This window comes from uncultured Intestinimonas sp., assembly GCF_944387245.1.
Lineage (GTDB): Bacteria > Bacillota > Clostridia > Oscillospirales > Oscillospiraceae > Intestinimonas.
In genome coordinates this window covers 1-11,844 of record NZ_CALXEE010000072.1, presented here as the reverse complement: position 1 = coordinate 11,844, position 11,844 = coordinate 1, and the positions used below count along the sequence as shown (strand labels likewise).

The 11,844-nt window shown below is 66.1% G+C and carries 8 protein-coding genes; 4 read left to right on the top strand and 4 right to left on the bottom strand.

All coding sequences use genetic code 11. The features are described 5' to 3' along the window. On the top strand, positions 1-257 hold a 257-nt coding region (locus tag Q0K15_RS09170), incomplete at its 5' end, for a helix-turn-helix transcriptional regulator (RefSeq protein WP_365933753.1). Between the two features lie 33 nt (positions 258-290). Here Q0K15_RS09170 and Q0K15_RS09165 read toward each other — a convergent pair. Then, positions 291-1,808 carry a YifB family Mg chelatase-like AAA ATPase gene (locus Q0K15_RS09165; RefSeq protein ID WP_294515537.1) on the bottom strand — a complete coding sequence of 506 codons (1,518 nt, stop codon included), beginning with the start codon at positions 1,806-1,808 and terminating at the stop codon, positions 291-293. Between the two features lie 472 nt (positions 1,809-2,280). Here Q0K15_RS09165 and nifJ point away from each other — a divergent pair, with 472 nt between their 5' ends. Next, complete coding sequence (gene nifJ / locus Q0K15_RS09160; RefSeq protein ID WP_294515535.1) at positions 2,281-5,847, top strand: pyruvate:ferredoxin (flavodoxin) oxidoreductase; 3,567 nt, start codon at positions 2,281-2,283, stop codon at positions 5,845-5,847. A 359-nt stretch (positions 5,848-6,206) separates the two neighbouring features. Here nifJ and Q0K15_RS09155 read toward each other — a convergent pair whose 3' ends face one another. Continuing rightward, entirely contained in the window at positions 6,207-6,998 is a 792-nt protein-coding gene (locus Q0K15_RS09155; RefSeq protein WP_294515533.1) for a TIGR03915 family putative DNA repair protein, read from the bottom strand. Between the two features lie 13 nt (positions 6,999-7,011). Continuing rightward, positions 7,012-8,277, bottom strand: coding sequence for a putative DNA modification/repair radical SAM protein (locus Q0K15_RS09150; protein WP_294515531.1), 1,266 nt, complete (start codon positions 8,275-8,277; stop codon positions 7,012-7,014). A gap of 173 nt (positions 8,278-8,450) precedes the next feature. Here Q0K15_RS09150 and Q0K15_RS09145 point away from each other — a divergent pair, with 173 nt between their 5' ends. Further along, entirely contained in the window at positions 8,451-9,584 is a 1,134-nt protein-coding gene (locus Q0K15_RS09145) for a HAMP domain-containing sensor histidine kinase (RefSeq protein WP_294515529.1), read from the top strand. 2 nt (positions 9,585-9,586) lie between these two features. Further along, entirely contained in the window at positions 9,587-10,294 is a 708-nt protein-coding gene (locus tag Q0K15_RS09140; RefSeq protein WP_294515527.1) for a GNAT family N-acetyltransferase, read from the top strand. A gap of 83 nt (positions 10,295-10,377) precedes the next feature. Here the strand turns inward: Q0K15_RS09140 and Q0K15_RS09135 are convergent. Beyond that, positions 10,378-11,844 (bottom strand): transglutaminase domain-containing protein (locus tag Q0K15_RS09135; protein ID WP_294515525.1); only part of this gene is annotated, 1,467 nt, incomplete at its 5' end.

Here is an 11,844-nt window from a genome sequence, read left to right as displayed (position 1 = left end):
GAGGTGAGGACATGGAGGAGCAGAAGATCAAGCAGGATGAGATTCGGATTGGTGAGAACATCCGCCGTGTCCGAAGAGAGCGGGGTATGGGGCAGACCGAGCTGGCCCGGCGGATGCAGCTGGAGGGCGTGGATATGACTCGGGAGGCCCTGGTGAAGATCGAGCGGGGGACCCAGCATATCTCGGCCAGCCAGCTCCGGGCCATCCGGGACATTTTATCCACAAGTTATGAAGAATTGTTGAAAAAGACCCCCTGAACGGCACAGCAGTCCGTATCAGGGGGTCATTCTTTATCGCTGCAGATAGCTGCTCTCCCGGTACTGGAGGGCCTCGGCCAGGTGGGGGACCTGGACGTGTTCCTCCCCCTCCAGGTCGGCGATGGTGCGGGCCACCCGCAGGATGCGGTCATAGCTCCGGGCGGTGAGGCCCATGCGGTCAAAGGCCCCCTGCATGACGGCTTTGCACGCTTCGTCCAGCTCGCAGCAGGCCTGGAGCTCTCTGGGGCCCATGTGGGCGTTGCAGTCGGGACCCTCCGGGCCGAACCGGGCGGTCTGGACAGCCCGGGCGGCATTCACCCGCTTCTTGATCTCCGCCGAGGACTCCCCGGCGGGGCGGGCGGAGAGCTCCTCAAACTCCAGGGGCGGTACCTCCACGTAGAGGTCGATGCGGTCCAGCAGGGGTCCGGACAGGCGCCCTAGGTACCGCTTCACCTCGGCCTCGGAGCACCGGCACCGGCCGGAGGGGTGGCCGTACCAGCCGCATTTGCAGGGGTTCATGGCCGCCACCAGCATGAACCGGCTGGGAAAGACCTCGGTGCCCGACACCCGGGAGATCTGGACCTTCCCCTCCTCCATGGGCTGCCGCAGCACCTCCAGAGTCTCCTTCTGGAATTCGGGCAGCTCGTCCAGAAAGAGGACCCCGTTGTGGGCCAGGGAGATCTCCCCGGGCCGGGGGGGCGAGCCGCCGCCGGAGAGGCCCATCACCGAGATGGTGTGGTGGGGGGAGCGGAAGGGCCGCCGGGTGAGGAGGGGCTCCTCCCTGGTGGTGAGGCCCAGGACGGAGTGGATCTGGGTGCACTCCAGGGCCTCCCGCTCGGTGAGGTCGGGGAGGATGGAGGGGAGCCGCCGGGCCAGCATGGACTTACCCGACCCCGGCGGGCCGATCATGGCGATGTTGTGGCCCCCGGCGGCGGCGATCTCCAGGGCACGCTTCACCGGCTCCTGGCCCTTCACGTCGGCGAAGTCGGGGCCGGAGGCCCCGCCGGGCACGGGCACCCAGGGCTCCGCCGGGTCGATGGGAGCCTCGCCACGCAGGTGGGCGGCCAGCTGGGCCACGTTTTCCACGGGGTAGACGGTGAACCCCCCGGCCAGGGTGGCCTCGGGGGCGGAGGCGGCGGGGACATAGAGGGCGGTGAGCCCCGCCGAGCGGGCGGCCAGGGCCATGGGCAGCATGCCCGTCACCGGACGCAGCTCCCCGGACAGGGAGAGCTCCCCCACGAAGGCGGACCCCGCCGCCGGGGCGGGCAGCTGCCGCCCGGCGCAGAGGATGCCCACCAGCATGGGCAGGTCGTAGAGGGTGCCCCCCTTCCGCCGGTCGGCGGGGGCCAGGTTCACGGTGATCCGGGAGACGGGGAAGGTAAAGCCGCAGTTCCGGATGGCGGAACGGACCCGCTCCCGGGCTTCCTTCACCGCCGTGTCGGGGAGGCCCACGATGTCAAAGTTGGGCAGACCGCTGGAGAGGTCGCACTCCGCCGTCACCAGATAGCCCGTAATGCCGTGAAGGCCCAGGGAGTTGAGGGTACAGAGCACCGATGTGCACCGCCTTTCCTGTGGAGATGAAAAAGGCCAGGGGCATTACGGGCGGGCCTGCGGAAGCAGGCCCGCGGCGCAGCCGCGTCCAAGGTCCCGCCTGACGGGACCTTGCCGCAGGCGGAATTTATTTCCGCCGAGGAAGTGAGAGAAAGGGGCCCCCGGGCGATGAGACCCATCGCCTGGGGCAATGCCGTGAAAGCCCGGGGAGTTGAGGGTACAGAGCACGGGGTGAGCACCTCCATTTTACTAAGAACTTTTTCCTAACTATACCTTATTTTATAAAGCATTTCAAGGAGAGCGCCCGTCTAATTTTTAAGAATCGCCAAATTGGAAGGACCAATTTTGGACTGTTCGCCGAAAAACTTAGAAGAGGGAAAGAAGCGATTTACAAACGGGGAGAGGAGTGATAGTATTAAGAGGCTAGAGAATGGAGTTGTATCCATTTGAAGAACAAGGAGGAACGATCAACATGGCCAGAAAAAAGAAGTCCATGGACGGCAATACCGCCGCAGCACACGTTTCTTACGCCTTTACGGAGGTCGCGGGTATCTACCCCATCACCCCCTCCAGCCCCATGGCCGATAATGTAGACCAGTGGGCCGCCGCAGGCCGCAAGAACATTTTCGGCGATCCCGTCCGCGTTATTGAGATGCAGTCCGAGGCCGGCGCCGCCGGTACCGTGCACGGCTCTCTGAACGCCGGCGCCCTCACCACCACCTACACCGCCTCTCAGGGCCTGCTGCTGATGATCCCCAATATGTACAAGATCGCCGGTGAGCTGCTGCCCTGCGTGTTCCACGTCTCCGCCCGTACCGTGGCCGCCCAGAGCCTGAACATCTTCGGCGACCACTCCGACGTCATGGCCTGCCGCCAGACCGGCTTCGCCATGCTGTGTGAGACCAACCCCCAGGAGGTCATGGACCTGGGCGCCGTCGCCCACCTGGCCGCCATCGAGGGCCGCGTCCCCTTCCTGAACTTCTTCGACGGTTTCCGTACCTCCCACGAGATCCAGAAGATCGAGATCTGGGACTACGATGACCTGAAGGACATGGTGGACATGGACGCCGTGGCCGCCTTCCGCGCCCGCGCCCTCAACCCCGAGCACCCCACCATGCGCGGTTCCCACGAGAACGGCGATATCTTCTTCCAGCACCGCGAGGCCGCCAACAAGTACTACGAGGCGGTTCCCGAGATCGTGGAGAAGTACATGGGCAAGGTCAATGAGAAGCTGGGCACCGACTATCAGCTCTTCAACTACTATGGCGCCGCCGACGCTGACCGCGTCATCATCGCCATGGGCTCCATCTGCGACGTGGCCGAGGAAGTCATCGACTACCTCAACGCTCACGGCGAGAAGGTGGGCCTGCTGAAGGTCCGTCTGTACCGCCCCTTCCGCGCCGACAAGATGCTGGCCGCCATCCCCGCCACCGCCAAGAAGATCGCCGTGCTGGACCGCACCAAGGAGCCCGGCAGCCAGGGCGAGCCTCTCTACCTGGACGTCGTGACTGCCTTCGCCAACGCCGGCCGTCAGGCCACCATCGTGGGCGGCCGTTACGGTCTGGGCTCCAAGGACACCCCGCCCAAGAGCGTGTTCGCTGTCTATGAGGAGCTGGCCAAGGACGCCCCCAAGCACCAGTTCACCATCGGCATCGTGGACGATGTCACCAACCTGTCCCTGCCTGAGCACGACTGCCCCAACACCGCTGCTGAGGGCACCATCGAGTGCAAGTTCTGGGGTCTGGGCGGCGACGGCACCGTGGGCGCCAACAAGAACTCCATCAAGATCATCGGCGACCACACCGACAAGTACGTGCAGGCTTACTTCCAGTACGACTCCAAGAAGACCGGCGGCGTGACCATCAGCCACCTGCGCTTCGGCGACAAGCCCATCAAGAGCCCCTACTACATCAACAAGGCCGACTTCGTGGCCTGCCACGTGCCCTCCTACATCATCAAGGGCTTCCCCATGGTCCGCGACGTGAAGGACGGCGGTACCTTCCTCATCAACTGCCAGTGGAGCGATGAGGAGCTGGACAAGCACATGCCCGCCGTGGCCAAGCGCTACATCGCCGAGCACAACATCCAGGTCTACACCATCGACGCCATCGACCTGGCCGCCAAGATCGGCATGGGCAAGCGTACCAACACCATCCTGCAGTCCGCTTTCTTCAAGCTGGCCAAGGTGATGCCCGAGGCTGAGGCCATCGGCTACATGAAGGACGCTGCCACTCACTCCTACCTGAAGAAGGGCCAGGACGTGGTGGATATGAACCACAAGGCCATCGACATGGGCGCCACCGCCTTCAAGAAGTTCACTGTGCCCGCCTCCTGGGCCACCGCCGTGGACGAGAAGAAGGAGGAGCACCTGGAGGGCCGTCCCGCCACCGTGAAGATGGTCCAGGACATCATGGAGCCCGTGGGCCGCATGGACGGCGACAGCCTGCCTGTTTCCGCCTTCGCCGAGGGCCACGCCGACGGTACCTTCGAGCAGGGCGCTGCCGCCTATGAGAAGCGCGGCGTTGCCGTGAACGTGCCCACTTGGGATTCCGCCAAGTGCATCCAGTGCAACCAGTGCTCCTACGTCTGCCCCCACGCCACCATCCGTCCTTACGCTCTGACCGAGGAGGAGGCCAAGAACGCCCCCGCCGCCGCCAAGATCGTGGACGTGAAGGCCGGCAAGGGCAAGGGCGTCTACAAGTTCTCCATCGCTGTGAGCCCCCTGGACTGCATGGGCTGCGGCGTCTGCGTGGGCGTCTGCCCCGTCAAGGCTCTGGAGATGGTTCCCCAGGAGTCTCAGGCCGATCAGCAGGCCGTGTTCGATTACATGGTGGCCAAGGTGGCCGACAAGGCCGACATGGCCGACACCACCAGCGTCAAGGGCAGCCAGTTCAACCAGCCCCTGCTGGAGTTCTCCGGCTCCTGCGCCGGCTGCGCCGAGACCAGCTATGCCCGCCTGATCACCCAGGTCTGCGGCGACCGGATGTACATCTCCAACGCCACCGGCTGCTCCTCCATCTGGGGCGGTCCCGCCGCTACCTCTCCCTACACCGTCAACAAGGCCGGCCACGGTCCCGCTTGGGCCAACTCCCTGTTTGAGGACAACGCCGAGCACGGCCTGGGCTTCTACTATGGCCAGAAGGCCCTCCGCGACCGTCTGACCGAGCAGACCAAGGCTCTGCTGGCCATCGACTACACCGACGAGAGCATCAAGACCGCCGGTCAGGCCTGGCTGGACACCATGGCTGACGGCGTTGCCAACGCCGAGGCCACCAAGAAGTATGTTGCCGCCCTGGAGGCCGTTATGGCCGAGAACGGCGACTGCGGCTGCGACGCCTGCAAGCTGGCCCGCGAGATCCTCTCTCACAAGGAGTTCCTGGCCAAGAAGTCCATCTGGATCTTCGGCGGCGACGGCTGGGCTTACGACATCGGCTTCGGCGGCCTGGATCACGTCCTGGCCTCCGGTGAGGACGTGAACGTCTTCGTCTTCGACACCGAGGTGTACTCCAACACCGGCGGACAGGCTTCCAAGGCCACCAACGTGGGCGCTGTCGCCCAGTTCGCGGCTGCCGGTAAGACCATGCCCAAGAAGTCCCTGGCCGAGATCGCCATGAGCTATGGCTATGTGTATGTGGCCCAGGTGGCCATGGGCGCCAACCCCGCTCAGACCCTGAAGGCCATCAACGAGGCTGAGAGCTATCACGGCCCCTCCCTCATCATCGGCTACGCCCCCTGCGAGATGCACAGCATCAAGGGCGGTATGACCAACTGCCAGAGCGAGATGAAGAAGGCTGTGGAGTGCGGCTACTGGAACCTGTTCCGGTTCAACCCCGCTCTGAAGGCCGAGGGCAAGAGCCCCTTCACTCTGGACTCCAAGGCCCCCGCTGGCGGCTATCAGGAGTTCCTGATGAACGAGGCCCGTTACTCCGCTCTGACCCGCGCCTTCCCCGACCGCGCCGAGAAGCTCTTCAAGGAGAACGAGGAGCTGGCCAAGGCCCGTTACGAGCACCTGGTCAAGCTGCAGGAGCTCTACGCCTGAGTTTCGCCGCGTGATCCCCTGACATAAGCAAAACGCCCGCCCTTCCATTCGGAAGGGCGGGCGTTTTTTGTGCCGCAGGGTGTAGAGCCCCTCAAAGAGCCTTCCCCTGGGGGTCTGACTGTCCGGTGGACAGTCAGAAGAAATGACTTCTTCCTTAACCCGTGGTGCCCCAATGGTCACACTGGGGCGGATGAGGGGAAACGGCGGATACGGTACGAGGATGAGTTCGGACAGCCATGCCCCATATCACCAAAAAAACCTTCCCCCCTCAGGGGGGAGGTGGCGGCGCAGCCGCCGGATGAGGGGGGGCGCTTCGACCGTAGTCCGGTGCGCCGGGGCCGTCACACCCCACACAAAAGCTACGTCCGTGCTAAGGCCGTGCCGGGGGCTGCCGCCTCGGTCTGGAACTCGGTCATGTCGTCCCAGTACCGCTTGGGCATGTGGGTCATGCGGCACCGGGGGTTCTCCCGCTCCCGGATGGCGATGGTGTTGTAGAACCGCCGCCACAGCTGCCGGTAGTCCTGTTCCTCTTCACCGGGGCCCTCCAGGTGGAACTCCTCCAGGGGGAGGATGGCCCACTGCCGGGGCTGGTAAAGGAGGGCCTCCTTGTGGGTGCGGTCGTAGAGGAGAAGCCGTTCCCGGGAGAACCGGGCGCAGAAGTGGGGCCGCAGCAGGGGGAGGACCCGGTTTTTGGGGGTGATCTGACCGCAGAGGACGCCCCCCTGGTCGGAGAAGCGGACGAAGCCCTGGAAGAGGTGGGCCTCCTTCCACAGGTGGAGGAGGGCGGTGTGGAGGGGGGCCACCCGGGGGTCGGTCAGGTCCCGGACCACGGCGGGACCCGCCCGGTAGGCCAGGCGGATAAAGTCGTAGAGCCGCCGCTCCTTCTCCGGGGCGCAGGTGAGGAAGCCGTGGCGGACCCACCGCTGGACCTCCGGGGAGACCCGGCGGCTCAGAGAGCGGTACACCCGCTCCGCCTTCTCCCGGTCGGTCTCCACCGCTCGCTCCGGCCACAGGGCGGTCCGGGGATCATCGAAGAGGGAGAAGCAGGCCGGCTCCTCGTCTCTGGCATAGCTCTCAAAGACACAGGTGAGGAAGCCGGCGAAGGTGCCGTCGTAGAGGTAGACAAACTGGGGGCGCTGTGACAGGGACATGGTGGTCCTCCTTTCAGATGGCAGGGGCGAAGAGGGAGAGCTGGCCGGGCAACACCTTGGCATTTCCGCCGGGGAGGGGGTCGGCCAGGCGGAAGAAGAGGTCCTCGGGTTGAAGCCGGGCGGCGCCGGGGACGGCGCGGCCGGAGCAGGTGAGGAAGTACTGGGCCCGCTTGAGGACCACCCCCAGGGTCTTGAGGCCCTCGAAGGTGAGGGGGCCCACCCGGCGGGCGGCCAGGACCCGGCGGGCTGAGGTCACCCCCATACCGGGCACCCGGAGGAGGGCCTCGTAGTCGGCCCGGTTCACGTCCACGGGGAAGAACTCCGGGTGGCGGAGGGCCCAGCAGCACTTTGGGTCCAGCCGGGGGTCGAAGTGGGGGTGGGCCTCGTCCAGCAGCTCCCCGGCGTCAAAGTGGTAGAACCGCAGCAGCCAGTCGGCCTGGTAGAGCCGGTGCTCCCGCAAGAGGGGCGGCCGGAACCCCTGCCGGGCGGGGAGGAGCTTGCTGTCGGACACCGGCATATAGGCCGAGTAAAAGACCCGCTTGAGCCGGTAGCGGCGGTAGAGCCCCTGGCTCAGCCGCAGGATCTGGAGGTCGGTCTCCGGGGTGGCCCCCACGATCATCTGGGTGGACTGGCCCGCCGGGGCGAATTTTGGGGCGTGGCGGTACCGGGAGAGCTCCTGTCTGGAGACGGCGATGCCATCCCGGATCTGCTCCATAGGGGCCAGAATGGCCTCCTTGGTCTTATCGGGGGCCAGGAGGGCCAGACTCTGTTGGCTGGGCAGCTCGATGTTGACGCTCAGCCGGTCACACAGCAGCCCCAGCCGCCGGGTGAGGAGGGGGTCGGCGCCGGGGATGGCCTTGGCGTGGATGTAGCCCTGAAAGCCGTAGCCCTCCCGCAGCAGGGAGAGGACGGCGATCATCCGCTCGGTGGTGTAGTCCGGGTCCCGGAGGACGGCGGAGGAGAGGAAGAGCCCCTCGATGTAGTTCCGGCGGTAGAAGCCCAGGGTGAGCTCGCATAGCTCCTGGGGGGTGAAGGTGGCCCGGGGCACGTCGTTGGAGCGGCGGTTGACGCAGTAGGCGCAGTCGTACCGGCAGCGGTTGGTCATGAGGACCTTTAAAAGAGAGATGCACCGGCCGTCGGCGGAAAAGGAGTGGCAGCACCCCGCCGGCAGGGTGGAGCCCAGGCCGCCCCGCCCGCCCCGGCCCACGCCGCTGGAGGTGCAGGCGGCGTCGTATTTGGCGGCGTCGGCCAGGATGGTCAGCTTGTCCAGGAGCTCCATGTGGGGTCCCTCCAAAATCGAACATTTGTACTATTATAATAGCACGGGAGCGAGGGCACGTCAACCGGAAAGAAGCCCCAGCGGCGGCGAAAAAGTCCGGTCCATGGGACCGGGCTTGCGGCGGTGGACGGCAGAGGGTATAATGGGGACACGACTGCGAAAGGCGGGATGGTATGGACGGACGGTATGACCGGCTGAAGGGAAAGCTGCTGCTGCTGGCGGCGGCGGGGGCATTGGGCGCCCTGGCCGTGACGGTGGTGCTGTGGCAGGTGGCCGACAGCCTGTGGGGACAGGCCATGGCCCAGGGAACGGAGCGGCTGTGCCTGGACCTGTTCGGCATGGAGGAGGAGGCCGCCCAAGGGATGTACCGGCATATCTTCCGGGACGGCTGGCTGTATTGGGTGGCCGGCCTGGGGGCGGTCTATCTGCTGGCGGCCTTTTATGTGGTGCTGGGGAAGGTCACCCGGTGGCTGGACCAGATCGGCGCCACCGTCCACCAGGTGGTAGATGAGACGGGGGAGCCGGTGTCCCTGCCCAGGGAACTCTCTCCGCTGGAGCGGGACCTGCGGGCCATCCAGTCGAGTCTGGCCGCCGGACGTGCCCAGGCCAGGGAGGCGGAGCAGCGGCGGCAGGACCTGGTGGCCTTCCTGGCCCACGACCTGAAGACCCCCCTCACCTCGGTGCTGGGGTATCTGAACCTCCTCCACGACGACCCCGGCCTCACGGCGGAGCAGCGGGCCAAGTATACCGCCATCGCCCTGGACAAGGCCAACCGGCTGGGGGAGCTCATCGGGGAGTTCTTCGACATCACCCGCATGGACTTCGCCACCCTGGGGGAGAAGGGGGAGCTTATCCAGCTCTCCCTGCTGCTGGAGCAGCTCTCCGACGAGTTCTACCCCGCCTTTGCCGACAAGGATCTGACCTGCCAGTGCGACATCGCCCCCCGGCTCACGGTGCGGGGGGACGCCGACAAGCTGGCCCGTGTCTTTGACAACGTGCTGCGCAACGCGGTGAGCTACAGCGCCCCCGGGCGCGAGGTGGAGATCCAGGCGGCGGAGCGGGAGGGCTGGGCCGAGATCGCCATCCGAAACCAGGGCCTGGAGATTCCGGAGCAGGAGCTCACCAACATCTTTCAAAAGTTTTACCGGCTGGACCAGGCCCGGTCCACCCGCACCGGCGGGGCAGGGCTGGGGCTGGCCATCGCCCGGGAGATCGTGGAGCGCCACGGCGGCACCATCCGGGCGGAGAGCGACGGCAGGCGGACCAGCTTTGTGATCCGGCTGCCCCTGGCGGAGGAGGAGAAGTGACGATGGATCAGATGGAACGGGCCCGGGCCTGGCTGGAGCGGGACAGCGCCCTCCACGCCAATCTGCTGGAGGTCCTCCGCCGGGGCAGCGCCGATGTGCTGATCGCAGAGGAGGGGGGCGTCCTCCTCCACGACACGGGCTGCGGGGCCTGGATGCTGGCGGCGGAGCCGGAGGCGGCGTCAGACTTCCTGGACCGGGTGCCGGCGGGGTGCGACCTCTTCGTGGGCCATGATATGGCGTATTTTGACCTGGCCCGGGCCAGGTTCGGACTGCCGGAGCGGGAGATCTGCTGGTCGGCGGCCTATCTGGCCAAAGACCCCCTGCCCATCCCCGACTTCGGCGGAGAGCTGCGGCTGCTGGACGGGTCCTGGGCGGCCTGGGTGCTGGAGCATTACAGCCACGCCTTTGCCGATCTGGACTACATGGAGCGGGCGGCGGACCGGGGGATCATCGGGGCCTTTGTGGAGGGCCGGCCCGCAGGCTTCGTGGGCTTCCACGACGAGGGGAGCATCGGTATGCTGGAGGTGCTGCCCGCCTACCGCCGCCGGGGCCTGGGGGAGATCCTCCAGCGGGCGGCCATCAACCTGGCCCTGGAGCGGGGGCAGATCCCCTTCGGCCAGGTCATCGACGGGAACGAGGCCTCCCTGGCCCTCCAGCGGAAGCTGGGCATGGCGATCTCCCATACCACCCTCTTCTGGCTCATGGGGTGAGGTGGAGCCCGCTGCCCGGACACAAAAGAGCCGCCTCCGGCGCACTGCGCCGGGGGCGGCTCTGTTCTTCTCTATGGGGACGGTCAGTCGCCGGTCCAGGTGGGGTCCCAGAAGCGGTCGGGGGCCAGATAGAGCTCCCAGACCGCCGGGTCCCGGTCGATGGCGTGGAGGTCGTAGAGGAAGAAAGCATCCATGGGGGGGTCAAAATACTGGCTCTTCTCCAGCTCGCCCCAGGAGACGTTGGGCTCCAGATAGTTGGCCACTGGGGTGTCGGAACCGCCGAAGGGCTCGTAATAGTAGGTGCCGCCGGTGAACTCCAGCCGTCCGGCGTTGCCGGTGTTGTCAATGGCCATCCAGTCCCCGTCGGCATAGACCATGTTCCAGGCGTGGTTGGAGGTGTCGGAGCTCTGGTAATAGCACTCCACCCCCACGGAGGTGAGCATGTCGCAGGTCAGCCAGGCATACCCCTCACAGACCGCCGTGCGGGTCTTCAGCACGTTGGCGGGGTCCTGGTAACGACCGTCTATGCGGGCGTAATAGAGATCGGTGTCATAGAAGATGTGGGTGGCGATCCACTCCGAGATGGCCACGGTCTTGTCGTAGTCGCTGGTGAGCCCCTGGGTGAGGGACTGGGCCAGGGCGGCCACCTCCGGGTCGATGGACCCGCTGTTGGTGTCCGCCGTCTCCCGGATGCGCGCAAAGAAAGCCGGGTCCTGGATGGCGTAGAGGAGGGCGTAATCCCGGGGCAGGATGGTGGAAAAGTCCACCGTCACGGTCTGGGCCAGGTCCCCCGCGCTCCGGCGGACGGAGCAGTCGTAGAGCAGCAGGTCGGAGAGGCCGTACTCCTCCGCCAGGATGTCGCCCAGACTCTCATGGTCGTCCCCGGCGTCGATGCTCAGCATCAGGTAGAGGATCTCGGCGGCCACCTCACGGGTAAAGGGGCTCTTTTCCTTCTCGATGTATTTCTGGACGTAGGCCCCGGCGGCGGCGTAGGGGAAGGCGGGATAGTACTGGTAGAGCGCGGAGTTGTCCTCCACGGCGGCGGTGGCCCGGGCCAGGTCGGCCATGGCGGTCTGCCAGCTGTAATCCGTCCCCTCCGTCAGGTGGGTCAGCCGGAAGAGCATGAGGGTGAATTCCTGGGCCCCGCACAGGGTCAGGGAGCCGAACTGCCCGTTCCCGATGCCGTTGACCACGCCCTTTTCATAGGCCAGGTTCACATAGCCGTTGGCCCAGGCCGGTACGTCAGTAAAGGGGGAGGGGTCATTGGCGGCGACCTGGGCCTCCTCCTCCAGGCCCATGAGCCGGATGAGGATGGTGGCGGCCTCCGCCCGGGTGAGTTCCTCCATCCAGCGCATGTCCCCGCTGCTGTCCCCCAGCAGGATGCCGGCGGACCGGGCAAAGCTCTTGCCCACGTCGATCTCGGAGGAGAGACCGTCCAGGTGGTAGTGGGCGTTTCCGTAGAAATAGGGTCCGCGGCGGGGGTCCACGGCGGCGGCCGAGCCGGCCAGCAGAGCGGCGGCCAGACCCAGGGAAACCAGATGACGCCAAAG

Excerpts from the sequence above, each read along its gene's own strand:
- nifJ (WP_294515535.1), top strand. The coding sequence starts at position 2,281 with ATGGCCAGAAAAAAGAAGTCCATGGACGGCAATACCGCCGCAGCACAC.
- Q0K15_RS09155 (WP_294515533.1), bottom strand. The coding sequence starts at position 6,998 with ATGTCCCTGTCACAGCGCCCCCAGTTTGTCTACCTCTACGACGGCACC.
- Q0K15_RS09140 (WP_294515527.1), top strand. The coding sequence starts at position 9,587 with ATGGATCAGATGGAACGGGCCCGGGCCTGGCTGGAGCGGGACAGCGCC.
- Q0K15_RS09145 (WP_294515529.1), top strand. The coding sequence starts at position 8,451 with ATGGACGGACGGTATGACCGGCTGAAGGGAAAGCTGCTGCTGCTGGCG.
- Q0K15_RS09150 (WP_294515531.1), bottom strand. The coding sequence starts at position 8,277 with ATGGAGCTCCTGGACAAGCTGACCATCCTGGCCGACGCCGCCAAATAC.